Annotated in this window: 22 protein-coding genes; 10 read left to right on the top strand and 12 right to left on the bottom strand. The window is 67.5% G+C overall.

What is annotated here, in order from left to right; translation table 11 throughout:
* Positions 1-61 precede the first annotated feature (61 nt).
* Entirely contained in the window at positions 62-1,030 is a 969-nt protein-coding gene (locus VK92_RS02515; RefSeq protein ID WP_331457806.1) for a LysR family transcriptional regulator, read from the top strand.
* On the opposite strand, the gene VK92_RS02510 is transcribed toward VK92_RS02515, so the two are convergent.
* Positions 1,023-1,337 (bottom strand): NIPSNAP family protein, encoded by a 315-nt coding sequence (locus tag VK92_RS02510; protein ID WP_048029080.1) that lies wholly within the window; start codon positions 1,335-1,337, stop codon positions 1,023-1,025. The genes VK92_RS02515 and VK92_RS02510 overlap by 8 nt on opposite strands.
* A 47-nt stretch (positions 1,338-1,384) precedes the next feature.
* Positions 1,385-2,548 carry an iron-containing alcohol dehydrogenase gene (locus tag VK92_RS02505; protein ID WP_048029079.1) on the bottom strand — a complete coding sequence of 388 codons (1,164 nt, stop codon included), beginning with the start codon at positions 2,546-2,548 and terminating at the stop codon, positions 1,385-1,387.
* A gap of 228 nt (positions 2,549-2,776) precedes the next feature.
* On the opposite strand from VK92_RS02505, the gene VK92_RS02500 reads away from it, so the two are divergent.
* Positions 2,777-4,090 carry an MFS transporter gene (locus VK92_RS02500; RefSeq protein ID WP_048029077.1) on the top strand — a complete coding sequence of 438 codons (1,314 nt, stop codon included), beginning with the start codon at positions 2,777-2,779 and terminating at the stop codon, positions 4,088-4,090.
* A gap of 85 nt (positions 4,091-4,175) precedes the next feature.
* Here the strand turns inward: VK92_RS02500 and VK92_RS02495 are convergent, their stop codons facing one another.
* A complete protein-coding gene (locus VK92_RS02495) occupies positions 4,176-5,195 on the bottom strand; it encodes an aldo/keto reductase (RefSeq protein ID WP_048029076.1) in 1,020 nt (339 codons plus the stop codon).
* A gap of 101 nt (positions 5,196-5,296) precedes the next feature.
* On the opposite strand from VK92_RS02495, the gene VK92_RS02490 reads away from it, so the two are divergent.
* The gene (locus tag VK92_RS02490; RefSeq protein ID WP_048029074.1) at positions 5,297-6,208 is read left to right on the top strand and encodes a LysR family transcriptional regulator; all 912 of its coding nucleotides are present in this window, start codon (positions 5,297-5,299) and stop codon (positions 6,206-6,208) included.
* A gap of 59 nt (positions 6,209-6,267) precedes the next feature.
* Here the strand turns inward: VK92_RS02490 and VK92_RS02485 are convergent, their stop codons facing one another.
* Positions 6,268-7,851: an aldehyde dehydrogenase (NADP(+)) gene (locus VK92_RS02485; protein ID WP_048029073.1), complete on the bottom strand. Its 1,584-nt coding sequence runs from the start codon at positions 7,849-7,851 to the stop codon at positions 6,268-6,270.
* Between the two features lie 307 nt (positions 7,852-8,158).
* Here VK92_RS02485 and VK92_RS02480 point away from each other — a divergent pair, with 307 nt between their 5' ends.
* On the top strand, positions 8,159-9,127 hold the full coding sequence (locus VK92_RS02480; protein WP_048029086.1) for a cyclase family protein: 969 nt from the start codon (positions 8,159-8,161) through the stop codon (positions 9,125-9,127).
* 65 nt (positions 9,128-9,192) lie between these two features.
* Here VK92_RS02480 and VK92_RS02475 read toward each other — a convergent pair whose 3' ends face one another.
* The gene (locus VK92_RS02475) at positions 9,193-9,981 is read right to left on the bottom strand and encodes an SDR family oxidoreductase (RefSeq protein ID WP_048029085.1); all 789 of its coding nucleotides are present in this window, start codon (positions 9,979-9,981) and stop codon (positions 9,193-9,195) included.
* A gap of 231 nt (positions 9,982-10,212) precedes the next feature.
* On the opposite strand from VK92_RS02475, the gene VK92_RS02470 reads away from it, so the two are divergent.
* Positions 10,213-11,166, top strand: a complete 954-nt coding sequence (locus VK92_RS02470) for a LysR family transcriptional regulator (protein WP_048029071.1) — start codon at positions 10,213-10,215, stop codon at positions 11,164-11,166.
* Between the two features lie 128 nt (positions 11,167-11,294).
* Here VK92_RS02470 and VK92_RS02465 read toward each other — a convergent pair whose 3' ends face one another.
* Both VK92_RS02465 and VK92_RS02460 read right to left on the bottom strand, forming a co-directional pair.
* The gene (locus VK92_RS02465; protein ID WP_048029069.1) at positions 11,295-11,711 is read right to left on the bottom strand and encodes an SRPBCC family protein; all 417 of its coding nucleotides are present in this window, start codon (positions 11,709-11,711) and stop codon (positions 11,295-11,297) included.
* A 29-nt stretch (positions 11,712-11,740) separates the two neighbouring features.
* Positions 11,741-12,760, bottom strand: coding sequence for an aldo/keto reductase (locus VK92_RS02460; protein ID WP_048029068.1), 1,020 nt, complete (start codon positions 12,758-12,760; stop codon positions 11,741-11,743).
* Between the two features lie 321 nt (positions 12,761-13,081).
* Between VK92_RS02460 and VK92_RS02455 the strand changes: the two genes are divergently transcribed.
* The 4 genes from VK92_RS02455 (at position 13,082) to VK92_RS02440 (ending at position 19,497) form a co-directional block, all read left to right on the top strand.
* Entirely contained in the window at positions 13,082-13,426 is a 345-nt protein-coding gene (locus VK92_RS02455) for a DUF4148 domain-containing protein (protein ID WP_021160205.1), read from the top strand.
* 292 nt (positions 13,427-13,718) lie between these two features.
* Entirely contained in the window at positions 13,719-14,918 is a 1,200-nt protein-coding gene (locus VK92_RS02450; protein WP_048029067.1) for an efflux RND transporter periplasmic adaptor subunit, read from the top strand.
* A complete protein-coding gene (locus VK92_RS02445) occupies positions 14,915-18,106 on the top strand; it encodes an efflux RND transporter permease subunit (protein WP_048029065.1) in 3,192 nt (1,063 codons plus the stop codon). The genes VK92_RS02450 and VK92_RS02445 overlap by 4 nt, the downstream gene beginning before the upstream one ends.
* On the top strand, positions 18,103-19,497 hold the full coding sequence (locus tag VK92_RS02440; protein WP_048029063.1) for an efflux transporter outer membrane subunit: 1,395 nt from the start codon (positions 18,103-18,105) through the stop codon (positions 19,495-19,497). Before VK92_RS02445 ends, VK92_RS02440 begins: the two co-directional genes overlap by 4 nt.
* A 122-nt stretch (positions 19,498-19,619) precedes the next feature.
* Here the strand turns inward: VK92_RS02440 and VK92_RS02435 are convergent, their stop codons facing one another.
* From VK92_RS02435 to VK92_RS02425, 3 genes are all read right to left on the bottom strand, one after another.
* The gene (locus VK92_RS02435) at positions 19,620-20,522 is read right to left on the bottom strand and encodes a LysR substrate-binding domain-containing protein (protein WP_048029062.1); all 903 of its coding nucleotides are present in this window, start codon (positions 20,520-20,522) and stop codon (positions 19,620-19,622) included.
* A 205-nt stretch (positions 20,523-20,727) separates the two neighbouring features.
* Positions 20,728-21,639 carry an NAD-dependent epimerase/dehydratase family protein gene (locus VK92_RS02430; protein ID WP_082163823.1) on the bottom strand — a complete coding sequence of 304 codons (912 nt, stop codon included), beginning with the start codon at positions 21,637-21,639 and terminating at the stop codon, positions 20,728-20,730.
* 139 nt (positions 21,640-21,778) lie between these two features.
* Positions 21,779-22,441: an ankyrin repeat domain-containing protein gene (locus VK92_RS02425; protein WP_053077913.1), complete on the bottom strand. Its 663-nt coding sequence runs from the start codon at positions 22,439-22,441 to the stop codon at positions 21,779-21,781.
* 244 nt (positions 22,442-22,685) lie between these two features.
* Here VK92_RS02425 and VK92_RS02420 point away from each other — a divergent pair, with 244 nt between their 5' ends.
* A complete protein-coding gene (locus tag VK92_RS02420) occupies positions 22,686-23,057 on the top strand; it encodes a cupin domain-containing protein (RefSeq protein ID WP_021163834.1) in 372 nt (123 codons plus the stop codon).
* A gap of 177 nt (positions 23,058-23,234) precedes the next feature.
* Here VK92_RS02420 and ampC read toward each other — a convergent pair whose 3' ends face one another.
* Positions 23,235-24,404, bottom strand: a complete 1,170-nt coding sequence (gene ampC / locus VK92_RS02415; protein WP_042978188.1) for a class C beta-lactamase — start codon at positions 24,402-24,404, stop codon at positions 23,235-23,237.
* Positions 24,405-24,726: 322 nt separating this feature from the next.
* Positions 24,727-25,539: an alpha/beta fold hydrolase gene (locus tag VK92_RS02410; RefSeq protein WP_048029060.1), complete on the bottom strand. Its 813-nt coding sequence runs from the start codon at positions 25,537-25,539 to the stop codon at positions 24,727-24,729.
* Positions 25,540-25,591: the final 52 nt, after the last annotated feature.

Below are 25,591 nucleotides of genomic sequence, written 5' to 3'. Positions count from 1 at the left end.
ATTAATTTCGCAACAGCTTCTTAGCGATCCTCAAGATCATTCGAGAACCGGACGGGCTATAATGCGCGCTTTCGGTTTGGTCGTTGCCATGAAGCCGCTGGCCGTTCCCTCTCTCGCGAACATCGCATCGCGTCTTCGCCTCAAGCAGCTGAAGCTGCTGATCGCGCTCGAAAACCACGGCTCGCTGCACAAGGCCGCCGAAGAAATCGCGATCTCGCAACCCGGCGCCACCAAGGTACTGCGCGAGATCGAGGACATCCTCGGCATGCCGCTGTTCGAGCGGCAACCGAAAGGCCTCGTCGCAAACGACCTCGGCCGCTGCGTCACGCGCTACGCGCGCCTCATCTACAGCGACCTCGAACACCTGCACACCGAAGTCCTCGCGCTCACGCAAGGGCATGGCGGCCACCTCGCGGTCGGCGTGATCATGGGCGCGGTGCCGCTGCTCACGCGCGCGCTGACCGACCTGCGCCGCCGCCAGCCGAACCTGTCGGTCGAGATCGTCGAAGGCACCAGCGCGAGCCTGCTCGCGCTGATCGACGACGGCCGCCTCGATCTCGCGATCTGCCGCAACGGCAACAGCCGGCGCCCGGAAGCGTACGACTACGTGCCGCTGAAATCCGAACCGCTCGCGGTCGTGACCGCGCGCACGCATGCGCTGGCCGAGCGCGACGCGCTGACGCTGCCCGATCTCGCCGAGGCCGAATGGGTCGCGTATCCGGTCAACACGCCGATGCGGCTCGCGCTCGAACGCGCGCTCGCCGATGCCGGCATCGAGGTGCCGCGCTATCCGATCGAAACGGCGTCGACGTTCGCAACGCTCACGCTGCTCCAGGCCAACCCCGAACTGGTGGCGGTCATCCCGCATGAAGTCGCCGAATTCGGCGAACGGTTCGGCCTCATCGCGCGCCTGCCGGTCGCGATCCCGGCGCTCGACGAGCCGTACGGCGTCGTCGCGCGCTCCTTCGCGCACCTGTCGCCAGGCGCGCGCCTGCTCGTCGAAACGCTGCAGGATCACCTGCTTACCTGATCGGCGAGAACGCGGCCGAGCGCAGCAGTTTCGATTCCATCTTCTCGAGCATCGGGAACGCCTTCGGCACGAATTTCTCGAGCCAGTCCGGATCTTCGTACAGCGCGGTCCGGCGCTTGATGCGGTCGTCCAGGCTTTCGTATGCCCAGATATGCACGACCTGGTTCAGTTCGCCGATCTCCGTGTACCACCAGCCGACGAGCGTCGCATAGCGGGAGATCACCGGTAGCCCTTCCTTCTCGAAGTGGCGCAGGTATTCGTTCATCTTGCCGATCTGGACCGTGTAGGTCCGCATTTCGTAATACATGACTGCTCCTGGTTGAATCGAATCGGGTAATCGGTATTCGCGGGCGCTCAGTGTTCGTCCGCGTACGCGGCGCGGATGATCGCTTCGACGTCGCGCGCGGTGGTCAGGCGCGGATTGACGAGCACGTTTCCGCTGCGCATCGAGTCGGCCACCATCTGCGGCAGGTGCGCGAGGTCGACGCCGAGCTCGCGGATGTTCGACGGAATCTCGAGCGCGCGATTGAGTTCGACGATCTGCTCGACCAGCCCGCGCGCGGCCGTTTCCGCATCGATACCGGTCACGTCGCCGCCGAGCGCTTCCGCGATGTCGCGGTACAGCGCCGGACACGCCGGGCGGTTGAAGTCGATCACGTACGGCAGCAGCGCCGCGTTCGCGATGCCGTGCGCGATGTTGAACACGCCGCCCATCGTGTGCGAGATCGCGTGCACGTTGCCGAGCTTCGATTGCGAAAACGCGACGCCGGCCAGGAACGAGCCGAGCAGCATGTCCTCGCGCGCCGCGAGATCGGAGCCGACGTAGAACGCGCTGCGCAGGCTGCGCCCGATCAGGCGGACCGCGCCCAGCGCGAGCGACTGGCTCACCGGGTTCGCCTGCTTCGACACGTACGACTCGATCGCATGCGTGAGCGCATCCATGCCGGTGGCGGCCGTGATCGCGGCCGGCAGCTTCAGCGTGAGTTCCGCATCGAGGATCGCGAGCTTCGGGAACAGCTTGTGGCTGACGATCACCGTCTTGAACAGCGTTTCCTTGTTCGTGAACACCGTCGATGCCGTGCATTCGCTGCCGGTGCCCGACGTGGTCGGGATCGCGAAGATCGGCAGCGGTTCGTCCGGAATCCTGTTGTAGCCCTCGTAATCGAGAATCGTGCCGCCGTTGGTGGCCATCGCGGCCACGCCCTTCGCGGTATCGATGCTGCTGCCGCCGCCGACGCCGATCACCGCGGTGCAGCGGTGCTCCTTCAAGAACGTCAGCGCGCTGTCGAGCACGGCCGTGCTCGGGTTCGCCTCGACGCCCGAGAAGATCTCGTACGCGACGTCCGCGTCGCGCAGCGACGTGAAGAATCCTTCGAGCACGCCGCTCTTGATCAGGCCTTCGTCGGTCACGACCAGCAGCTTGCCGCTGAACAGCGGCTTCAGCAGTTCGCCGGCCTGGCGCGCGAGGCCGTTGCCGAATTTCAGCGTGGTGGGAAAGAAGTATTGGAATGGGCTCATGGTGCTTTCTCCGTGTGAAGTCTCCGCACCAGACACTACAAGCGGCCGTTCGCCGCCGGTAATGAAAAAACCGGATCGCCCGATAACGTCCGCTTATTGCCCGCGCGCGCCGTGCCGTTTGGTTATCACGCGATCACGAAGCGTCATTAGGCAAGACGCGGCCGTGCCCCTACAGTCGCTGCACGGGGCGATGCCATCGCCCCCGCAACCATAACGACGGAGACACCCATGCCCCCCTCGACTTCCCCCGCCATCCCGGCATCGCCGGCCTCGCTCGACGCGGCCGCGCGGCCGACCAACGTCCGCTGGCGCATCTTCCTGATCATGCTGCTGCTCGTCGCGATCAACTACATCGACCGCGCGTCGCTGTCGGTCGCGATGCCGCTGATCGCGCCGGAATTCAACCTGTCGCCGGCGCTCGAAGGCCTGATGCTGAGCGCGTTCTTCTGGTCGTACGCGCTGATGCAGATTCCGGTCGGCGTGATGCTCGACCGCTATCACACGCGCGGCATCATCGCGACCGCGACGCTCGCATGGGGCGCGTTCCAGGCGCTCGGCGCGGCATCGCACAGCTGGTTCCTGCTGATGCTGACGCGCATGGGCCTCGGCTTCTCTGAATCGCCGGTGTTCCCGGCCGGCGCGAAGCTGATCGGGTCGTGGCTGACGCCGCATGAACGCGGCCGCGGCGCGGTGCTCGTCGACGGCGGCGCGCCGCTCGGCAGCGCGCTCGGCGCGATCCTGATCTCCGGGCTGATCGCGTGGTTCGGCTCGTGGCGCATCGCGTTCGTGATCGCGGGCGTCGGCACGATGCTGGTGGGCGTGCTCGTGTGGCGCTATATCCGCAACCATCCGTCCGAGCATCCGGGCGTCAATGCGGCCGAACTCGACCACATCACGCGCGAAAACGCGCCGGCAAAGGCCGCGGGCGAACGCGTGCCGCTGCGCGAACTCGTGAAGGACCGCTCGGTGCTGGCGATGTTCGCCGGCTACAGCTGCATCCTCGCGGTGTTCTACGGGCTGCTGACGTGGATGCCGAGCTACCTGCACAAGACCTATGGCTTCAACATCGCGACGACCGGCGGCGCGACCTTCATCATCTTCATGTCCGGTTTCGTCGGCGAACTGATCGGCGGCACCATCGGCGATCACTGGAAGGCGTCGGGCGCGTCGCCGAACCTCGTGATGCGCACGATGTTCAGCGGATCGTCGCTGATCGCGGCCGCATGCATCCTCGCGGCGGCCTATATCGCGAACGCGCATGCGGTCGTGCTACTGCTGAGCGTCGCGATGTTCTTCATCCGCTTCTGCGGGATGTACTGGAGCCTGCCGGCGATCGTCGGCGGCCCCGAGCGCGCCGGCGTGCTCGGCGGCACGATGAACTTCTGCGGCAGCATGGTCGGCGTCGTGGTGCCGATCCTGATCGGCCTGATCGTGCAATGGTCGGGCTCGTACTTCCTCGCGCTGCTGTTCTTCGTCGTGATGGCCGTGCTGATCGCGGTGTTCTCCAGCATGATCGACTACCGGCCGCGCACCCGCGGCTGACCGCCACGCGATCGATCGCCCCTGCACCGGAACCACGAGGCCCACGCGAGCTGGCCTCGTCACGTCGTCGGCGGCTTGGTGCGGCTCAGCGATCGATCGGCAGCGGCGCATCGGCCGCGACGAGCTGCTGCTCGCGCATCTCGCGCCAGAAATCGGCGGGGATATCGAACGTCAGTGCCGCTGAATCTTCCGCGATCCGCTCGGGCCGGCTCGCGCCCGGAATCACCGAGGCCGTCGCCGGATGCGCGAGCACGAACTGCAGCGCGGCCGCCTTGACCGGCACGTCGTAGCGCGCCGCGATCGCGCCGATGCGCTCGACTTTCGCGACGACGTCGGGCGGCGCCTTCCGGTATTCGAAGTGCGTGCCGCCGACGAGCACCCCCGAGCTATACGGGCCGCCGACGACGATCCCGACGTTGCGGGCCGCAGCCGCCGGCATCACGCGCTGCAGCGCGCGTTCGTGATCGAGCAGCGTGTAGCGGCCGGCCAGCAGCATGCCGTCCGGTTGCGGTTCGGCGAGATCCAGCACCAGTTCGATCGGCTCGACGCGGTTCACGCCGAGGCCCCACGCACCGATCACGCCTTCTTCGCGCAGCTTGCCCAGCACGCGGAACGCGCCCTTGCGCGCGGCCTCGAACTGCGCGAGCCATTCGTCGCCATGGATGTCCTGCGCGATGTCGTGCACCCAGACGATGTCGAGGCGGTCGGTGCGCAGGCGCTTCAGGCTGTCCTCGATCGAGCGCAGCGTCGCGTCGGCCGAGTAGTCGCTCACCAGCCGGTTCGCGCGGCCATGCGCGAAGATCCCGCTCTTTTCGCCGTAGTCGCGCGTCTTCGCGTCTTCCATTTCGTCGAGCACGAGGCGGCCGACCTTCGTGCTGATGACGTAGTCGTCACGGCGATGGGCGGCGAGCGCATCGCCGAGGCGCGATTCGGCCAGGCCGGCGCCGTAAGACGGCGCGGTATCGAAGTAGCGGATACCGCGCGCCCACGCGGCTTCGACGGTGGCGATCGCTTCAGCGTCGGGAATGTCGCGGAACATGTTGCCGAGCGGCGCCGCGCCGAAACCGAGCCGGTTGTCGGCCGGCAGCGTGTCTTTGAGACTCATGTGGTGCTCCGGGTCTGACAGGAAAGTGAACCCAGTCTAGGTTGCATGAATAAGTCTGTCCAAGACATAATCCATCAAACTTGAGTCCCAGAAGGTCTTATATGCTCGACATCCGCCAGCTTCAGTATTTCATCGCGGTCGCGGAAGAGGAACACGTCGGCCGCGCGGCCGAACGCTTGCACATCTCGCAATCGCCGCTCAGCCGCCAGATCGCGCAGCTCGAGGAAAAGCTCGGCCTGACGCTGTTCGAACGCAGCCAGCAGCGCATTCGTCTGACGCGTGACGGACGCACGTTCCTCAGCGAAGCGCATGCGTTCCTGCGCCACGCGAACCGGCTCGAATCGCTCGCGCGCCGGCTTGGCCGCGGCGACGAAGGCGGCCTGTGCATCGGCTACCTGGAAACGGCTACGCACTCGGGCGTGCTGCCGCGCGCGCTGAAGACGCTGCGCGCCGATCGTCCGTCGGTACACATCGCGCTGTACAACTATCAATCCGCCGCGCAACTCGAAGGCTTGCGTGAGCGCAGCCTCGACATCGCGCTCGTCACCGAGCCGCCCGCGCCGGACGATCCCGAACTCGATTCGATGATGGTGTTGAACGACCCGATGCTGCTCGCGGTGCCCGACGGGCACCCGCTCGCGAAGAAGAAGACGCTCGTCGCCGACGATCTCGCCTCGCAGGCGTGGATCGGCGTGACGCAGCAGGAAAGCGCGCCGCGTCATGGCGCATTCGTCGCGGCATGTGCAAAGGCCGGCTTTTCGCCGGACATCTCGGTGGAAGCGACCGAGCCGCTCGCGGCGCTCGGGCTCGTCGCCGCCGGGCTCGGCGTGACGATGATCCAGCAGAGCCTGCGGCACCAGGTGCCGGAAGGCGTCGTGCTGCGCGAGCTGCCGTGGTTCAGCTACCGCACGCCGCTGTGGGCCGCGTGGCACAAGGTCAACCTGCGGCCGCTGGTCGGCATCTTCCGCGAGATCCTGACCGGCGAGGAGGTCGTCGCGGCGGTCGGCAAGTAATCCGGGGAAAACGCAGGGCGCCGTCGCCGCATGGCGCCCCGCTTGCTGTCGCTCGCCGCTTACTTCGCGAGCGTGACCTTCCCGTCGAGCAGGCGGTTGAGCGCCCACGGATTGCTCGTGCGCAATGCGTCGGGCAGCAGCGCATCCGGCATGTCCTGATAGCTGACCGGCCGCAGGAAACGACGGATCGCAAGACTGCCGACCGACGTCGAGCGTCCGTCCGCGGTCGACGGATACGGGCCGCCATGCACCATCGCATGCGCAACCTCGACACCCGTGCCGAAACCGTTGACCAGCACACGGCCCGCGCGCCGCTCCAGTGCCGGCAGGAACGTGCGCACGTCCGCGTAATCGGCTTCGTCGATATGGATCGCCGTCGTCAGCTGCCCTTCCAGCGACTCGATCAGCGCGAGCATCGTCTTCAGGTCGGCGCACCGGACAATCAGCGATGCCGCGCCGAAAATCTCCTCGTGCAGCGCCTTGGTTTCACGGAACGCGTCAGCGCTCGTCGAGAACAGCGCACCCTGCCCCTGGTTCGCACCGGTCGGCGCATTCGCGCGTGCGACGGTCTGCACCTGCGGATGCTGTGCAAACGCGGTTACCGCACGCTCGAACGCCTGGTGAATTCCCGGCGTGAGCATCGTCGCGGCCGGCGCCTGCGCAAGCCGCTCCGCCGCCGTCGCGATGAAGCGATCGAGCGCCGGCCCTTCCACCGCGAAGATCAACCCCGGGTTCGTGCAGAACTGGCCGGCGCCGAGCGTCAGCGACTGCACGAACGCATGCGCGATCGCATCGCCGCACTGTTCGAGCGCATGCGGGAACAGCAGCACCGGATTGATGCTGCTCATCTCCGCATAGACGGGGATCGGTTCGGGCCGTGCATTCGCGATCGCGATCAGCTCGGTGCCCGCGTGACGCGAGCCGGTGAAGCCGACCGCCTTGACGCGTCGGTCGCGCACGAGCCCCTGACCGATTTCACGACCGCTGCCGAACAGCAGCGAGAACGTGCCTTCGGGCATCCCGCAGTCCTTCACGGCCTGCTGCACGGCCATCCCGACGAGTTCCGACGTGCCGGGGTGCGCCGAGTGCGCCTTCACGATCACCGGGCAGCCGGCCGCGAGTGCCGATGCCGTATCGCCCCCCGCCACCGAAAACGCGAGCGGGAAATTGCTTGCGCCGAATACCGCGACGGGGCCCAGGCCGATGTGGCGCAGGCGCAAATCGGGACGCGGCGCCGGCTGGCGATCCGGCTGCGCAGGATCGATGCGCACCTCGAGGTAGTCGCCCGCGCGCACGACGCCGGCGAACATGCGCAACTGACCGACCGTGCGGCCGCGCTCGCCTTCGACACGCGCACGCGGCAGGCCCGATTCCGCGACGCAGCGCTCGACGAGCACATCGCCGAGCGCGAGGATGTTGGCTGCGATCGCCCCGAGAAACCGCGCGCGCGCCTCCGGTGACGTCTCGCGATACGCGTCGAAGGCCGCCCAGGCCAGCGCGCACGCTTCATCGAGATCGACGACGCTCGCGCCGCCGAAGGCCGGCTCCATGCGTTCGCCGCTCGCCGCGTCGACCGCGTACGTGACGCCGTGAGTGCCGCGTCGTGCGTGCTGACCGATCAGCAAGTTGCCTGCAATGTTCATTTCCGTTTCCTGTGTGGATCAATCGACTGCGCACGCGATATTCCGTCGTACGTATGAATGCGTCGGCGTCGACACGCATGCGGCGTCGCCTCGAATGACCCCGATGGTTTCAAAACCGCCCCGCGTGCGTCAATAGTTCACGCATGACAGCTTTTTATAACGCTATGAGTTGCTCTCAATACCGGATGCGCGGTGCGATCTTCATACTGATCATGCGTCGCGCCATACCGGGCGCGTCCGTCCGACGTCGAATGCCCGAAGGGAAAACCGCTCCGGGATCACGTCGACCATAACGATGGAGACGATCATGTGTGTGCAGAAACCGGCCGACGGCCCGGACGTCAAGCGCCTACTCGAGGGCCTGCCGACCAACTGGGGCAAGTGGGGGCCTGACGATGAAGTCGGCGCGCTGAACTATCTGCAGGCCGAACAGGTGATGCGCGGCATCGGCGCCGTGCGCCAGGGCCGGACCTTCACGCTGCAGGTGGATATCGGCCACGCGAAGGGCGAGCCGTTGTTTCCGGGGCGGCGCCCGTCGATGCGGATGAACGTGCTCGACAAGGGTCACTTCCTCGCGGGCAAGGCGCACTTCGACGGCAACGTCGAATACGCGGACGACGTGATCTTCATGCACGTGCAGGGCTCGACGCAGTGCGATGCGCTCGGCCACGTGTGGTACGACGATACGCTGTGGAACGGGTATGACGCGCTGAGCACGGTCGGCGGCCTCGATCGCGCGAGCATCCTGCCGATCGCCGAGCGCGGGATCGTCGGCCGCGCGGTGCTGATCGACATCGCGCGCCATCGCAACAAGCGCGTGCTCGACAAGGGCGAGACGTTCGATCACCACGATCTGCTCGAAGCCGCGCGCGCGCAGGGCGTGACGATCGAGCCGCGCGACATCCTGCTGATCCGCACCGGCTGGATCGGATCGTTCTACGAGCGCGACGAGGCCGAGTTCTATCGCGACTACATCGAGCCGGGCCTCACGTTCAGCCGCGAGCTCGTCGAATGGTTCCGTGAGATGGAGATCCCGAACCTCGTCACCGACACGATGGGCAACGAGGTCACCGTCGACCCCGCATCGGGCGTGATGATCCCGCTGCACAACGCGCTGATGCGCAACCTCGGTGTCGTGTTCACCGAGGTCGTGCTGCTCGACGCGCTCGCGCAAGACTGCGCGCGCGACGGACAGTGGCAGTTCCTGTACACGGCCGCGCCGCTGAAGATCGTCGGCGGCACCGGTGCGCCGGTCAATCCGCTCGTGATCAAGTAACGCGGGCGGGACCATGCCCGGGTGCGTCTCGTGACCCGGGCAGGCGGGCGCCGCCGCTCGCGGGATCAGAACGTCCCGGGATACGCGCCGCCGTCCAGCAGCACGTTCTGCCCCGTCAGATAGCCCGCGTGCGCGCTGCACAGAAATGCGCAGACCGCACCGAACTCTTCGGCCGTGCCGAAGCGCCCGCCCGGCACGTTCCGTCGCTTCGCTTCACGCATCGCTTCGTAGTCCGTTCCCTCCGCCTGCGCGGAGGCTTCCGTCGCCTTCTTCAGACGATCGGTGTCGAACAATCCCGGCAACAGGTTGTTGATCGTCACGTTGCGCGCCGCGATGCGCTTCTGCCGCGCGATGCCCGCGACGAATCCGGTCAAGCCGGTGCGCGCGCCGTTCGACAGGCCGAGCACGTCGATCGGCGCTTTCACCGCACTCGACGTGATGTTGACGATGCGCCCGAAGCCGCGTGCGGTCATCCCGTCGACGGTCGCCTTGATCAGTTCGATCGCCGTCAGCATGTTGGCGTCGAGCGCGGCGATCCAGTCGTCGCGCGTCCACTCGCGGAAGTCACCCGGCGGCGGGCCGCCCGCGTTGTTCACGAGAATGTCGATGTGCGGCGCGGCCGCGAGCGCCGCCGCACGGCCCGCGCTCGTCGTGATGTCGCCCGCCACCGCTACCACCGCGACGGCCGGATTGAGTTCACGCAATTCGCGGGCCGTCGCCTCGAGCGCATCGCTGCCGCGCGCGGTGATCACGACGTTCACGCCCTCGGCGACGAGCGCCTGCGCGCAGCCCTTGCCCAGCCCCTTGCTGGCCGCGCAGACCAGCGCCCAGCGGCCTCCAATGTTCAGATCCATTTCTGCTTCGCTCCACGCATCCGGTACGTGCCGTTCCGGGGCTACCGCAATCGACACGACCATAAGTTCAAGTTATAGTGCGTGCGTCCCGCTTAGCCGCACCCTCCCGGCACGTCGGTCGCACATCCGAAGATTCATGCTTAAAACAAGGCTCGACGCGCCAGCATAAAGAGGCACCCCCGTCGCAGCAATTGACAGGATGTGATATCGGTATAACTTTTTGTCACAGCCATGACGCCGCCGCTGCACTCGATCATTTCCCGCCTTCACCTGAAACAGTTGCGCCTGCTGATCGCGCTCGCCGACCAGGGCTCGCTGCTGAAAGCCGCGCAGCAGGTCGCGCTCACGCAGCCGGGCGCGAGCAAGGCGCTGCAGGAGATCGAGACGACCTTCGGCACACCGCTGTTCAATCGCACCAATCGCGGGCTCGAGCCGACCGAGGTCGGCGATTGCGTGATCCGCTATGCGCGGCTGATTCATACCGACCTCGCACACCTGCGCGAGGAAATCGTCGGCATCCTGCGCGGTCACGGCGGGCGCGTGAGCGTCGGCGTGATCATGGGCGCGGTGCCGCGCCTGACCGATGCGATCTCGACGCTCGTCGCACGCCACCCGGAAATGTCCGTCGAGATCGTCGAGGACACCAGCGAAGCGCTGCTGAGCGAAATCGACGCGGGCCGGCTCGACCTCGCGATCTGCCGCACGACGATCAGCCGCACACCGCAGCTCTACGACAGCGTGAAGCTGCAGGACGAGACGCTCGCAGTGGTCGCGAACGTGCGTCATCCGCTGAAGGCCGCAAGGAAGCTCACGCTGCGCGATCTCGCCGAATACCGGTGGGTCGTGTATCGCGCGAACATGCCGATGCGGCTGCTGCTCGAACGCGAATTCCTCGAAGCCGACATCCGCTTTCCGCCGCATCTGCTCGAAACGACGTCGGCGTTCGCAACGCTCGCGCTGCTGCAAGGCAATCCGTCGTTCGTCGCGCTCGTGTCGATCGATGTCGCCGAGTTCTTCACGCGGCACGACATGACGCGCATCCTGCCGCTCAGGATCGGTTCGCGCAGCGAGCCTTACGAGCTCGTCACGCGCAAGGGTGCGCCGATCTCGCCCGGCGCGCGGCTGCTGATCGACGAACTGCATGTCGACGGCGGCGGCGCGCCGGACGCGATGACGACGGCATAGGCCAGGCGAACATGCCAACGCCTTCGGCACGAGCCTGAACCCGCGACGAAGGCGCTGACGAAGCCCGATATCGCCGGGCTCCTGCTCACGCGATGCGATGCGACGCAATGCGTCGAGTTGCGCTGCCGTCAGGCCGCCGCGAACCGCTTCGCCAGTTCCGCGAGGCCGTCTTCGTAGATCCCGCGGAACAGCTTGACGGTGTCGTCGTCGGTCGCGCCGTGCGGCGTGAACGTGCCCGACCACTCGACGGTCGACGCGTTCGGGCCGTTTTCGCGCACGCGCAGCGTGGAGCGATAGTTCACGACCGGGAACGGCGCCTCGAGGATCGCGTAGGTGTAGCTGCGTTGCGCTTCGTCGAACGCGACCAGCCGCTCGACGATCGCCTCGCCGGCCGGGTTCGCGAGACGCCGCACGCGTCCGCCTTCGCGCAACTCGCTATCCGGAATGTACGACAGCCAGTCGGGCAGCGACCCGAAGCCGCCGATCAGTTGCCAGACCGCCCCGGCCGAAGCCGGGAGTTCGATGCTTGCATTGGCCTGTGCCATGTCATCACCTTTCAGAATTGACGTCAGGATCAACGATCGGTCGGCAGCGGCGCGTTCGCCGCAATCAGACCTTGCTCACGCATTTCGCGCCAGAAGTCGGCCGGGATCACCACGTTCAGCGCTGCCTGGTCTTCCGCGATCCGCTCCGGGCGGCTCGCGCCCGGAATCACCGCGACGGTGGCCGGATGCGACATCGAGAACTGCAGCGCCGCGGCCTTGATCGGCACGTCGTAGCGCGTGGCGATCGCCTTGATCCGCTCGACCTTCGCGAGGATTTCCGGCGAAGCCTTCTGGTATTCGAAGTGCGTGCCGCCTGCGAGCACGCCCGAGCTGTACGGGCCGCCGACGACGATCCCGACGTTCTGCGCGGCAGCCGCCGGCATCACGCGTTGCAGCGCACGCTCGTGATCGAGCAGCGTATAGCGGCCGGCCAGCAGCATGCCGTCCGGTTGCGGTTCGGCGAGATCGAGCACCAGTTCGATCGGCTCGACGCGGTTCACGCCGAGGCCCCATGCCTTGATCACGCCTTCTTCGCGCAGCTTGCTCAGCACGCGGAACGCGCCCTTGCGCGCCACTTCGAACTGCGCGAGCCATTCGTCGCCGTAGAAGTCCTGCGCGATGTCGTGCACCCAGACGATGTCGAGGCGGTCGGTGCGCAGGCGCTTCAGGCTGTCCTCGATCGAACGCAGCGTCGCGTCTGCCGTGTAGTCGTTGACGATGCGGTTCGGCCGGCCGTGTTCGAACAGGCCGCCCTTTTCGCCGAGATCGCGCGCCGACACGTCTTCGATTTCGTCGAGGATCACGCGGCCGACCTTGGTGCTCAGGACATATTCGTCGCGCGGGTGGTTCGCCAGCGCATCGCCGAGGCGGATTTCCGCCAGGCCCGCGCCATAGAACGGAGCCGAATCGAAATAACGGATGCCGTGTTGCCATGCCGCTTCGACGGTGGCCGCGGCTTCCGCGTCGGGGATGTTGCGGAACATGTTGCCGAGCGGCGCAGTACCGAAACCAAGGATCTTGTTACCGGGCAGCTTGTCTTTGAGACTCATGATTTTCTCCAGGAAATGAGGGAAAGCAGGTTCAGTCTAGGTACGTCGGTTAAGTCTGTCCAAGACGGAATTCGACACACTTGAGTCCCAGGAGGTCTGAATGGCCGTTTCAAGGCCTGCCTCGATGACCCGCCCCGACACCCCGTTCCGGCAGGACGCCCGACCGGCAAGGGTTTCGACCGAATTCACACCCGATTCGTGATTCCAGATCAAAAATCATTTGGGCCGGCAGCCGTTTTTCCCGGGCGCCGCGATACCTATATTGGCTGCACTCGCAACGACATCGACGTGGTTGCGGTTCACTCGACCTAATAGGTACCCATGATGAAAACGCTGATTTCTTCCACGCTTGCCGCACTGATCCTTTCCGCACCGGCGCTGTCGTTCGCGCAGCAGGCCGACCATCAACTGACCCGCGCCGAAGTGAAGGCCGAAATGGCGCGCCTCGCGGCCGTCGGCTACACCCCGGCGCTGGACCACAACCAGTACCCGGTCGCGATCCTCGCCGCCGAAAAGCGCGTGCGTGAAAACGCCGTCGCACACAATGCGCCGGGCACCGCACCGGCCGCCGCGACGTCCGGTTACGGCAGCGAAGCGCGCACCGCCGGCGAATCCGGCCGCGTGACGACGATCAACGGCCGCGACTCGATCTATCGCGGTCATTGAGCCGCGCCGACGCGCAGGAGCGCCCGCCTCCCGATACGCGCCACCGCTCGTCCCGCCCTTCCGCATGGCCGGCCCGAATCGCCTGAACAGGCATTCGGGCCGCGCGTCGTCGCTTCACTCCTCGCCCTCGCGCTGCCCCGCCAAACCGGCTCGCACGTCGTCACCGCACGCAGCGATTCGTGACTGCGCAGTACAAGTTCTTATGCCGCTTCATCCGTTTATCCGCCGCGCGCCGCGCCGGATACTGCGCACCATCCGGCGCCAGGCGCCCCACTCGATATTTCGCACACGTATGAACCGATATCCAGGATTGAAGCGCATCGCGCGACCGGCCGTGCTGGCCGCCATTCCACTGGCCGCGCTCGTCGCGTTGTCCGGCTGCCGGTCGGACGACAAGGCGCCGGCCGCGACGCCGAGCGTGATCGTCAGCGCGCCCGTCGCGCGCGACGTCAACGACGTCGACGTCTATACGGGCCGCTTCGAAGCGGTCGACACCGTCGACGTGCGCCCGCGCGTGAGCGGTTATCTCGACAAGGTCGCGTTCCAGGACGGCGCGACCGTCCGCAAGGGCGACCTGCTGTTCGTCATCGACCCGCGCCCGTATCAAGCGGCCGTCACGGCCGCGCAAGGCACGCTCGAACGCGCGCAGTCGCAACTGAAGCTGAGCCGGCAGGATTTCGAACGCGCCAGCATCCTGATCAGGACCGACACGATCGCGCAGAGCCTCTACGACCAGCGCAGGCAGGCCGTGCAAAGTGCGCAGGCCGAGGTGACGAGCGCGCAAGGTGCGCTCGAACGCGCGCGGCTCGACCTGTCGTTCACGCGCATCGTCGCGCCGATGTCCGGCCGTATCAGCCGCAAGCGCGTCAGCGAGGGCAACCTCGTGAAAGGCGGTGACAGCGACGCGACCGTGCTGACGACGATCGTGTCGCAGGACCCGATCGACATCTACTTCGATGTCGACGAGGCAAGCTACCTGCGCTATACGCGCGAGGCGCAAAAAAGCGGCGGCAGCGCGTCGTCGCGGCAGGTCGCGATCGCGCTGCCGGGCGATGCGCAGCCGTCGCTGACGGGCACGATGGATTTCGTCGACAACCGCCTCGACGACTCGACCGGCACGCTGCGGCAACGCGCGCGCGTCGCGAATCCGGACCGGCGCCTGAGCCCCGGCCAGTTCGGCCGCGTTTATCTGTCGAGCCGCGTCGCGCACCACGCGCTGCTCGTGCCGGATGCGGCCGTCGCGACCGATGCGACGCGCCGCGTGCTGTATTTCGTCGACGCGAACGGCACCGTCGCGATCCGCCCCGTGACGCCCGGCCGCCTGTACGGCAACCTGCGCGAAATCGACGCGGGGCTGAACGCGGGCGACCGCGTGATCGTCGACGGCTTCCAGCGCGTGCAGGCCGGCGACAAGGTCAAGGCCGTGCCGCGCGCGATCGAAGCCGCCACGTTGGCCCGCGCGGCGAGCGGCACGACCGGGAGCGCGCAATGAACCTCGGCCGCCTGTCCGTCCAGCAACCGGTGCTCGCGATCGTCCTGTCCATCGTGCTGACCATCGCCGGTGCGCTGGCCTATTTCTCGCTCGCGGTGTCCGAGTATCCGGACATCGCGCCGCCGACCGTCGTGATCCAGGCGACCTATCCGGGCGCGTCCGCGGAAACGGTGTCGCAAACGGTGTCGACGCCGATCGAACTCGAAGTGAACGGCGTGGAAGACATGCTGTACATGTACAGCCAGGCGACGTCCGACGGCAGCCTGAACATCACCGTGACGTTCAAGCCCGGCACCGACGTCGACAAGGCACAGGTGCTCGTGCAGAACCGCGTCGCGCTCGCGACGCCGCGCCTGCCGGAGCCCGTGCAGCGCAGCGGCGTGTCGGTGCGCAAGTCGTCGCCGACGCAGCTCGGCACGATCTTCCTGTACTCGCCGGACCAGCGCTACGATCCGCTGTACGTGTCGAACTACGCGATCCGCAACGTCGCGGACGTGCTGAAGCGAATCGAGGGCGTCGGCGACATCAACCCGCTCGGCGCACGCGAATACTCGATGCGCATCTGGCTCGATCCCGAGCGCGTGGCGTCGTTCGGCCTGAGCCCCGGCGACCTGATCGCCGCGGTGCGAGCGCAGAACACGCAGCTCGCGGGCGGCGTGGTCGCGCAGGCGCCGATCACGAACCAGGCGTTCCAGCCGAACCTGATCTTCGAAGGGCGGCTCAAGCGCCCCGAGGATTTCAGCGACATCGTCGTCAAGCAGGGCAAGGACGGGCGGCTCGTGCGGCTGAAGGATGTCGCGCGCGTCGAAGTCGGCGCACTCGCGTATGCGACCGACAGCTACATGCTGCGCCACCCGACGATCGCGTTGCAGGTGCTGCAGCAGCCCGGCGCGAACGCGGTCGCGACGATGGATGCGGTCGAGAAGAAGATGGCCGAACTGGCCAGGGACTTCCCGAAGGGCATCGTCTACAACATCGGCTACAACCCGACCGCCTTCATCGGCGACAGCATCCACGAACTCGTCAAGACCATCTACGAAGCCGTCGTGCTCGTCGTGTTCGTCGTGCTGCTGTTCCTGCAGGGCTGGCGGCCGTCGATCATCCCGATCCTGTCGATTCCGGTGTCGCTCGTCGGCACGTTCGCGGCGATGGCCGCGCTCGGCTACTCGATCAACAACCTGACGCTGTTCGGCCTCGTGCTCGCGGTGGGGATCGTCGTCGACAACGCGATCGTCGTGGTCGAGAACGTCGAGCGGCACCTGTCGGCCGGTGCCGGGCCGCGCGACGCGACGCTGCTGACGATGAAGGAGGTGGGCGGCGCGCTGTTCGCGATCACGCTCGTGCTGTGCGCGGTGTTCGTGCCGACCTCGTTCATTCCGGGCATCTCGGGCCAGTTCTTCCGCCAGTTCGGTGTGACGATCGCCGTGTCGACCGCGATCTCGTTCTTCACGTCGGTGACGCTCGCGCCCGCACTCTCCGCGATGATGCTGAAAGCGCACACCGGCGATCACGATGTACCCGCACCGGCGTCGCGCCGGGCCGCGCCGTTCGCGCCGGCGATGCGCGTCGCGCGGCGCTTCTCGAACGCGTTCAACCGCATGTTCCAGCGCCTGTCCGATGCGTATGGCCGGCTCGTCAGGAAGGTCGTGCGGATCATCCCGGCGATGGGCGTGCTGTACGTGGTGCTGATCGCCGCGACCGGCTACCTGCTCGTGTCGAGCCCGAAGGGCTTCATTCCCGCGCAGGACCGCGGCTACCTCGTCGTGCTCGTGCGGATGCCCGACGGCGCGACGCTCGAACGCACGAGCGCGGTCGCGCGCAAGATCGAGGACATCGCGCTGTCGGTGCCCGGTGTCGCACGCGTGCCGGTGTTCTCCGGCGTGAACGCGGCGACCGGCACGAACTCGGCGAACAGCGCCGGCCTGTTCCCGGTGTTCGAGCCCTGGCCCGAACGCAAGGCGCGCGGCCTGACGATCGACACGATTGCCGCCGAGATGCGCAAGCGGCTCGCGTCCGTCACCGAGGCGTCGATCGTCGTCGCGATGCCGCCGCCGGTGCAGGGCCTCGGCAGCACGGGCGGTTTCGCGATGCGGCTCGAAGACCGCAACGGCCTCGGCACCGCCGCGCTCGCGAAGGCGACGCAGGATCTGGTGGCGGCCGCGAACCGCACGCCCGGCATGGTCGGCGTCTATACGCCCTACTCCGCGACGAGCCCGCAGGTGCATGTCGAACTCGACCGCGAGAAGGCCGAGATGCTCGGCGTGCCGAGCCAGGCCATCAACGACGCGGTCGAGACGTATTTCGGCTCGACCTATATCAACGACTTCAACATCGTCGGGCGCACCTATCGCGTGACCGCGCAGGCCGACCTGCCGTTCCGCGTCGGCGCCTCCGATCTCGCGCGGCTGAAGGTGCGCAACCGCGACGGCGAGATGGTGCCGATCGGCAGCGTCACACGCATCGACGACACGCTCGGCGTCGATCGCGCGCCGCGCTACAACCTGTATCCGGCCACCGAGATCAACGGCGATACGGCACCGGGCCTCGGTTCCGGCTTCGCGATCAAGACGATGGAATCGCTCGCGAAACAGGCGCTGCCGCCCGGTATTTCCTTCGAATGGACCGATCTGTCGTATCAGCAGACCACGGCCGGCAACACGGGGCTGCTCGTGTTCCCGCTGTGCGTGCTGCTCGTCTACCTGGTGCTCGCCGCGCAGTACGGCAGCTGGAGCCTGCCCGTGTCGATCCTGCTGATCGTGCCGATGTGCCTGCTCGCCGCGTCGCTCGGCGTGCGCGCGCTCGGCCAGGACGTGAACATCCTCACGCAGATCGGCTTCATCGTGCTGGTCGGGCTCGCCGCGAAGAACGCGATCCTGATCGTCGAGGTCGCGCGGCAGCTGGAGGCCGACGGCACCGAACTCGTCGAGGCCGTCGTCGAAGCCTGCGTGCAGCGGCTGCGCCCGATCGTGATGACGTCGCTCGCGTTCATCCTCGGCGTGCTGCCGCTCGTGATCTCCGAAGGCGCCGGCGCGGAAATGCGCCAGGCGGTCGGCGCGGCCGTGTTCTTCGGGATGATCGGCGTGACGTTCTTCGGGCTGCTGTTTACGCCCGTGTTCTATGTGATGGTTCGCCGGCTCGCGTTGCGCAAGGCCGCTGTCGCGACCGTCGCGACGGAGGTGGTGCAATGAAGTTCGTTCGACTCGTGGCCGCGCTGTCCGCGGCGGCCGTCCTGACCGCGTGCACGAGCGCGCCGGTCGCCACCGTCACGCCGCCGCCGCTGGCCGCGACCTATGCGAACGCGGATCTCGCGGCCGGCGGCCCGGCCGCCGACACCGGCGCGTGGTGGCACGCTTTCCACGACCCGATCCTCGACCGGCTGGTCGACACGGCGCTCGCGAACAACCTCGACCTGCAGGCTGCGGTCGCACGCATCGACGCGGCGCGCGCGGTGCGGATCGGCGCGGCGGCGCAGTGGTTCCCTTCGGTCGACCTGAACGCGGGCGCCGGCCGCCAGCGGCTCTCCGCCTCGCAGGCATTCCCGACCGATACGCCGACGACCGGCAACGCGTTCGACCTGAATGCGAGCCTCGCGTGGGAAATCGACATCTTCGGGCGCATCCGCCAGGGCGTGTCGGCCGCCGACGCGGACATCGCGTCCGCGCAGAACGATGCGGCGGCCGTGCGGATCGCAACGATCGACGAAACCGTGCGCACCTACGTGACGGTGCGCGGGCTCGAGCAGCGGCTTGCGCTGGTCGAGGCCAACGCGTCGAGCCAGCGCAGCACCGAGGAATCGACGCGGCGCCTGTTCGACGCGGGCGTCGTGCCGATTGCCGACGTGGACCGCGCCGCCGCGCAGACGGAAACGACGCTGGCCGAGCTGCCCGCGCTGCAACTTCAGCGGCAGGCCGCGATCCACCGGCTGTCGATCATCACCGCGTCCACGCCGCAGGCCATCTATGCGCGCGTCGATCCGCCCGCGCCGGAACCGATGTGGACGGCCCTCGCACCGGGCGTCGGCACGCCGGCCGACTTGCTGCGCCGCCGGCCCGACGTGCGCGCGGCCGAGGCGCGCGTCGTCGCCGCCTATGCGCGGATCGGCGTGGCGGAGGCCGACCTGAAGCCGCACCTGCAACTGATCGGCGTGATCGGTGCGGCGATCGACGGCTTCTCGGGCGCGACGCTCGCGCGTTCGCTCGCATGGATGGCGGGCGCCGGCGCGAGCGCGCCGCTGTTCGACGGCGGGCGCCGGCGCAGCGTCGTCGCGTTGCGCCGCGCGCAGGCCGCACAGGCGGTCGCCGCGTATCGCTCGACGGTGCTGACGGCCGTCGGCGACGTCGAAACGTCGATTGCCGCCACCGCCCGCGATCACAGCCGGACCGAGCGCCTCGAACGCGCGGTGTCGAACGCGCGCGGCGCCTATACGCAGATCAACCGCTCGTGGCGCAGCGGCGAATCGGCGTTCATCGATACGCTGGAGGTGCAGCGTTCGCTGCTCGCGGCCGAGGATTCGCTCGCGCAGGCGCGCACCGAGGAAATGCTCGGCCGGGTCAGGCTGATGACTGCGCTGGGGCAGTAGGCGCGCGGTTCAGGTGCGACCGCTGCCGCGCATCGGTCGATACGCAAAGGGCGGCGGGTTCGATGTGTTTCGAACCCGCCGCCCTTTTGCATGTTGCGTGGCCAGCTGCGTACGGCACCGGCTCAGTCGATGTCGCCGCCTTCCTTCAACTGCGCGCTCAAGTAGTCGAGAAAACTGACGATGCGCGACGACAGTGTCGCATTGCGATAGAACACCGCGTGAATCGGCTGGCGGAACTCGACGATATCGTCGACGAGCAGCTCGACGAGGCTGCCGTCTCGACGATGCGTGCCCGTCATGTAGTCGGCCAGGCACACGATGCCGGCGCCACTGAGCGCGAGCGTCAGCAGCGTCTCGCCGCTCGACGCCTGCAGCGCCGGATGAATCCGGTACACGCCGCCGTCGGCGGTCTGCAACGGCCAGTGGTTCAGCGTTTCCGGCTGCACGAAGCCGAGCAGTGCATGGTTCGCGAGATCGGCGACGCTCGTCGGCACGCCGGCATTCTCCAGATAGGCCGGGCTCGCCAGGATGCGCAGCCGGCTGCTGCCGAGCCGGCGCGCATGCAGCGTCGAATCACGCAGCTCGCCGATCCGGATCGCCACATCGGTGCGCTGTTCGAGCAGGTCGATGATCTCGTCGCTCGTATGGAGTTCGGCCGTGATCGCCGGATAGGCTTCGCGGAAGCCGGGCATCATCGGCGCGATCACGTGCTGCATGAACGGCATCGCCGCGTTGATCCGCAAGCGCCCGGACGGCGTCTCGCGCTGGCTGACGATCTGTTCCTCGGCAAATTCGACCGACGCGATGATGTCGCGCGCGTAGTCGAGAAAAAGCTTGCCCTCGTCGGTCAATTCGAGGCGGCGCGTCGTGCGGCGGATCAGCGTCGTGTCGAGCTTCTCCTCGAGGCGCCGCAGGATCCGGCTCATCACCGAGGTCGGCTGATGCAGCTTGTCGGCCGCACCCGTCAGCGAACCGGTATCGGCGATGGTCACGAACGCGAGCATCTCGTCGAGGGTCGTCTTCATGGTCGGCAGCCTTCGGCAGTTTCAGAAACCGCCACGATAGTGCCGCCGCGCCGCTTTGATAAGCCGGCGCGCGCGCGAATCACAGTTGATTTCGGTTCAATGATTCGCGGCGACTATTGTCCGAACAATCCGGCATGAAGCGGGAGGCCGCATACGCAAACGCGCCCGGGCGGGCGCGCTTTTCGTCAGACAAGGCAACGCCGTGTCAGGCCGCGACGGGCATCTCGTCGCGAATCCAGTCGAGCATCGCGCCGTGCGTCGGCGCCCACCCGAGTTCCTGCCGCGCGCGCAACGCCTTCACGCGGCTGTTCGACGCGAGCGAGTAATGCGCGCGCGAATGGCCGAGCGCCCGCGCCGCATCCGCGATGTCCCATTCGACGATGGACGGCAAGCCGAGCCGCTCGCCGAGCGCATGGCCGATTTCCGCGAACGACGCTTCGCCGTTTTCCGCGAAGTAGAACGCACCGGGCGGCGCGGCATCGATCGCGCGCAGATACAGATCGGCGACATCGGCGACGTGCACGTTCGACCAGCGGTTCAGCCCCTTGCCGATCACGCGCACCGCGCCGGCATCGCGCGCGATCGCCGCGAGCAGCGGCAGCTGCGCGCTGTCGCGGCGGATGCCGAGGCCGTCGCCGTAGATCATGCTGTTGCAGATCACGGCCGAACGGATGCCGAGGCTGGCCGACGACATCACGAGCCGGTCGATCGCGCGGCGCTCGGCCTTCGCGGGTTTGACGACGGGCGCCGTTTCGTCGAATACGGCGGCATCGCCATGCGCGCCCTGTGCGTCGTCCGCGATCACGCTGGTGCCGCTCGTATGCACGAACGTCTTGCCCGAGCCGCTCAGCGCGGCGACGATCGCCTCGACGGCCTCGCGGTGATCGCTGCTCGCCGCGTTGACGACGCAGTCCGCGTCGCGCGCGAACGCGTGCAGCAGCGCCGAGTCGTCGAGCGTGCCGACGACCGGCATGATGCCGGCCGCCGCGAGTTTCGCGGCGTTGTCGCCGTCGCGCGTCAGGCCGGTGACGACGTGCCCTGCCGAGACGAGCCGCGCGGCCACCGAGCCGCCGATGTAGCCGCTCGCGCCCGTCACGAATATCCTGATGCCTTTCATCTGCTGCTCCGAGAGCGAGACAGTCGGTACGGCAGACGTCTCGCGAAATATCGTGCGTCGCAGTATCGGCGGCCGGCGTCGCGCGAGGAAGGGCAGCGTCGCGAAAACAGTTTTGAGCGCAACGGGATGATCAGCCGCGTCAGACGAACCCCTCGTCGACCAGCGTGCAACCGTCCGCGGTGATTTCGTGCCGCTGGCCCGACCCGCCGGCCACGCGGCTCCAGCTTTCGGACACGAGCATCGCCGCATCGCCGTCCGTATGCAGCGCATAGCCGAATCCGCCATACATGCCCGGCACGGCGAACCACATGCGTTCGGCCTGCGCGTCGAGTTCGAGTAGCGGCTCGAGTTCGGGCAGGCGCAGCGCGTCGACGCGCAAATGTGCGATGCGGCCGAGCATCATCGCGTGGAAATGGCGCTGGATGGCGAGCAGCGTGGCGCCGGGCACGAAGCGTCGCGGCTGCGGCGCCAGCAGGTCGACCAGATGCCGATGCCCGCGCCGCCCGGCGATATCGACCGGGCGCTCGCCGTGGGCATCGCGCAGCATGCGCCACGCACCGAGCCGCAACAGTTCGGCGACGACCTCTTTCGGTGCGCCGCCGCGGGCAGCCTGATGCAGCGGCGCACGAAGCGACGTGCCGCCGAGCCGGGTCGCGTTGACGAGCGCACGCTCCTTCGCGACGAGCGCGAGCATCGTCGCCCAGTCGCCGTTCCTGGCCGCGTCGGCCAGCGCGTGCCGGGTCGCGACCTGCGCGTCGCCGAGCACGTCGGCGCCCGTGATGCCGTCCCATGTGATGCTCAACCGGATCTCCTCGTGTGTCGCGTTCGCGTGACCGCGTCGATCGCCCATCATAAGCGTTCGTCGCGGCTGCGCGATCGCGCGGCGCTGCTTCGGGTCGGGATTCCCCGGCGCCCGATCGGGCCACTGCCCGCACCGGCCCGTCGATCTGCGATGATGTCGGACGCGAGGCCACGCATCGCGATCGCCTCGCACGGGCGCGCCGCACGCGCACCCGATCCATCCACCCCGACGAAGCATGCCCATCATGATCGACGTTTCCTCCATCACCGACGCGTTCGCCCCGGGCGGCGAGCCCACGCAGTACCGCGTATCGCCCGAGAAACTGATTTCCGGCGATCCGCTGCACACGCTCACACCCGGCTTCGCGAGTCCGTGCGGCCGCTTCTCGACCGGCATCTGGGAAAGCACGCCCGGCTGCTGGCACGTCGCGTACACCGAAGCGGAATACTGCGAGATCCTCGAAGGCACGTCGGTGATCACCGACCTCGAAGGCAACCGGAAGACCCTGCGTGCCGGCCATCGTTTCGTGATTCCGCCGGGTTTTCGCGGCACGTGGGAAGTCGTCGAACGCACGCGGAAGATCTTCGTCGCGTACGACGAGCAGCCGCCCGAATGAGCGGCGAGCGGGCGCGATCGATGCCGCATTGCACGACAGGAGGTCGACGATCCGCCAGCCGCGCTGCATCGCCGCCGTGCGCAATCGTTCGTCCGGATTCGTCGCGACCGCATCGGTCGCCTTCCCGACAGCTCGGCACGCCGGCCGTGCGGCACGACCGGCGTGCCGGCGGAAACGTTACCGCCGGCCGTCGAGCGCCCCGAGAATCCCGTACGCGGCCTTCACGCGGTCTTCGTTCGGAAAGCTGCGGTTCGCGAGCATCACGATCGCGATCCGCTTCGACGGGACGAACGCGACATAGGTGCTGAAGCCGTTGGTCGAGCCCGTCTTGTTGATCCACGTATTCGCACTCGGCGCGAGCGGCGGCTTGATCGCGGAGGCCGGCAACCCGTCGCGCAGCATCTTCATCGAGTTGCCTTCGAGCAGCGTCGGCAGCGCGACCGGATACGGATACTGTTCCCAGATCAGGTCCTGCGTCAGCGGCCCCGCGCGGAAATAGCCGGTGTGGGTGCGTTCGAGCGCGCGCTGCAGGCGCGGCGCGGTTTCGATCAGCCCCATGTTCGCCTGCACGAAGCGCAGCAGGTCGGCCGCCGTGGTCCGCACGCCGTAGGCCGGCTGCCACAGCATGCCGCCCGTCATCCGGATCGGCTTGCCGTCCTGCGTATAACCCTGTGCATAGTCGGCCTGACGTGCTTCCGGCACGTTGATGTACGTGTGCGTCATGCCGAGCGCGGGAAAGAGCCGCTGCTCCATCAGCACCGCGAAATCCTTGTGCATCGCCTTGGCGGTGAGCCACCCGAGCATGCCGACCGACACGTTCGAATACGTCCGGTACGTACCCGGCGCATGCGCGGGCCGCCACGCGTCGAGATAGCGGATCAGCCCCGCGTCGTCGCGGATGCTGTCCGGCACCTGCACCGGCATGCCGCCGGACGTGTGCGTACCGAGATCGAGCAGCGTCACGACACCGAACGGCTTGCCTTGCAGGGCGGGCAGGTACTTGCCGACCGGGTCGGCCAGCGACAGTTCGCCGCCCTCCTGCGCGTCGGCCGCGAGCGTCGCGGTCAGCGTCTTGCTGACCGAGCCGATTTCGAACAGCGTGTCGCCGGTGACGGGCTTGCCGGTTTGCGTCGACATCACGCCGTAGTCGAACACGTAGGGCTTGCCGTCGGCGACGATGCCGACCGCCATGCCGGGAATCGCGTACTGCTTCATCAGCGGCGCGATGTGACGGGTCACGGTGTCGTGGAGGTCGTCCGGGGTGGCGGCGCCCGCGCGGCCGGCCGTGGCGGTGACGCACGCGGCGACGAGCAGGGTCGCGGCGAAGCGTGTCGCGTTGAATCGCATGGTTGCGGTTCCTTCGATTTCTGATGGTTGCGTGGACAACAGATCCGGTCGCGCCGTGCAGACATCGCAGCGGCCGGCCTGCCGAAGCAGGACTATCCGCTGTAAGCCGTCCGTCAACAATCGACGTTATGTTGATCGAGCCTAAAGAAAAACTTATGGGCGTGGCGAAGGAATGGATGACCGCTGCCGCCGGCGCGGCGTGCTCGATGGTTTGCGGGGAACGTCGAACGGCACCGTCGCGTGCACTGCCACGAACGCGACACGTCGATGACGTTGCCGTGCAAACGAGTCACGGCGCCGACAACACGACGGCTCCAGCGCGTTACCCCGGCAACCGGTCCAGAAACGCCAGCATCGCCGCGTTGAACCGCGCGGGCCGCTGCAGCGGCGCGAAATGGCTCACGCCGGGCAGGATCGTCAGCGTCGCGCCCGGGATCGTGCGCGCCAGGTACGCCGCATGCTCGGGCCGGATGAATTCGTCGTGCTCGCCCAGCACGATCGTGACCGGCACGGCGATCGCCGCGAGATCCTCCGCGCTGTAATCCGGTTGCGTGCGCATCATTTCGCTGACGGCCGCGACGAATGCGTCGAACTCGCCCGGTGTCGCGGAAAGCGCCGCATAGTCCTTGCGATGCCGCGCGAAGCAGCGGTCGAGCAGCGGGCCCGGCACGATCTCCTTCGTGCCGCCCGGGTCCATGTTGCATGCGAAGAAGAACACGCCGGCCGCGCGTGCCGGCGCGCGATCGGCCAGCACGAGCGCGATGCACGCGCCGTCGCTCCAGCCGACGAAGCGCGCACGGTCGACGTGCAGCGCATCGAGCACCGCGAGCACGTCCGACGCCATGCGTTCGTAGGAATAGGGTTGGGCGTCGCGCGTGCTGCGGCCGTGGCCGCGGCTGTCGATCACGATCGCGCGGTAGCCGGCCGCGAGCAGCGCCGGCACCTGGTTGCCCCAGTTGCCGCCGTGGCCGAGGCCGCCGTGCAGCAGCACGACCGGCGGGCCATGGCCGAACGACGCGTGCCAGATGCGCGCGCCGTCGTGTTCGAGCCATCCTTGCGCGTCGGCCGCCGGCAGCGGCGTGCCGCCTTGCGCGTCGAAGCGGACGAGGTCGTCGTCGTCGAGTTCCGCATCCATCGTTCTGCCGTCCTGTCGAGGGAGACGTGCTTGCGATTGTAATGCGTGCGGC

The sequence above is a fragment of the Burkholderia sp. LK4 genome (assembly GCF_001043615.1).
GTDB lineage: Bacteria > Pseudomonadota > Gammaproteobacteria > Burkholderiales > Burkholderiaceae > Burkholderia > Burkholderia cepacia.
The sequence above is the reverse complement of the archived record's forward strand: the minus strand, read 5'-3'. Positions and strand labels throughout refer to the sequence as shown.

Bases quoted from the DNA above. Each gene is read 5' to 3' on its own strand.
- VK92_RS02490 (WP_048029074.1), top strand. From the start codon at position 5,297: ATGCTCGACATCCGCCAGCTTCAGTATTTCATCGCGGTCGCGGAAGAG.
- VK92_RS02445 (WP_048029065.1), top strand. From the start codon at position 14,915: ATGAACCTCGGCCGCCTGTCCGTCCAGCAACCGGTGCTCGCGATCGTC.
- VK92_RS02505 (WP_048029079.1), bottom strand. From the start codon at position 2,548: ATGAGCCCATTCCAATACTTCTTTCCCACCACGCTGAAATTCGGCAAC.
- VK92_RS02485 (WP_048029073.1), bottom strand. From the start codon at position 7,851: ATGAACATTGCAGGCAACTTGCTGATCGGTCAGCACGCACGACGCGGC.
- VK92_RS02465 (WP_048029069.1), bottom strand. From the start codon at position 11,711: ATGGCACAGGCCAATGCAAGCATCGAACTCCCGGCTTCGGCCGGGGCG.
- VK92_RS02510 (WP_048029080.1), bottom strand. From the start codon at position 1,337: ATGTATTACGAAATGCGGACCTACACGGTCCAGATCGGCAAGATGAAC.
- VK92_RS02475 (WP_048029085.1), bottom strand. From the start codon at position 9,981: ATGGATCTGAACATTGGAGGCCGCTGGGCGCTGGTCTGCGCGGCCAGC.
- VK92_RS02410 (WP_048029060.1), bottom strand. From the start codon at position 25,539: ATGGATGCGGAACTCGACGACGACGACCTCGTCCGCTTCGACGCGCAA.
- VK92_RS02455 (WP_021160205.1), top strand. From the start codon at position 13,082: ATGATGAAAACGCTGATTTCTTCCACGCTTGCCGCACTGATCCTTTCC.
- VK92_RS02500 (WP_048029077.1), top strand. From the start codon at position 2,777: ATGCCCCCCTCGACTTCCCCCGCCATCCCGGCATCGCCGGCCTCGCTC.
- VK92_RS02495 (WP_048029076.1), bottom strand. From the start codon at position 5,195: ATGAGTCTCAAAGACACGCTGCCGGCCGACAACCGGCTCGGTTTCGGC.
- VK92_RS02460 (WP_048029068.1), bottom strand. From the start codon at position 12,760: ATGAGTCTCAAAGACAAGCTGCCCGGTAACAAGATCCTTGGTTTCGGT.
- VK92_RS02515 (WP_331457806.1), top strand. From the start codon at position 62: ATGCGCGCTTTCGGTTTGGTCGTTGCCATGAAGCCGCTGGCCGTTCCC.
- VK92_RS02450 (WP_048029067.1), top strand. From the start codon at position 13,719: ATGAACCGATATCCAGGATTGAAGCGCATCGCGCGACCGGCCGTGCTG.
- VK92_RS02480 (WP_048029086.1), top strand. From the start codon at position 8,159: ATGTGTGTGCAGAAACCGGCCGACGGCCCGGACGTCAAGCGCCTACTC.
- VK92_RS02430 (WP_082163823.1), bottom strand. From the start codon at position 21,639: ATGAAAGGCATCAGGATATTCGTGACGGGCGCGAGCGGCTACATCGGC.
- VK92_RS02470 (WP_048029071.1), top strand. From the start codon at position 10,213: ATGACGCCGCCGCTGCACTCGATCATTTCCCGCCTTCACCTGAAACAG.
- VK92_RS02420 (WP_021163834.1), top strand. From the start codon at position 22,686: ATGATCGACGTTTCCTCCATCACCGACGCGTTCGCCCCGGGCGGCGAG.
- VK92_RS02440 (WP_048029063.1), top strand. From the start codon at position 18,103: ATGAAGTTCGTTCGACTCGTGGCCGCGCTGTCCGCGGCGGCCGTCCTG.
- VK92_RS02435 (WP_048029062.1), bottom strand. From the start codon at position 20,522: ATGAAGACGACCCTCGACGAGATGCTCGCGTTCGTGACCATCGCCGAT.
- ampC (WP_042978188.1), bottom strand. From the start codon at position 24,404: ATGCGATTCAACGCGACACGCTTCGCCGCGACCCTGCTCGTCGCCGCG.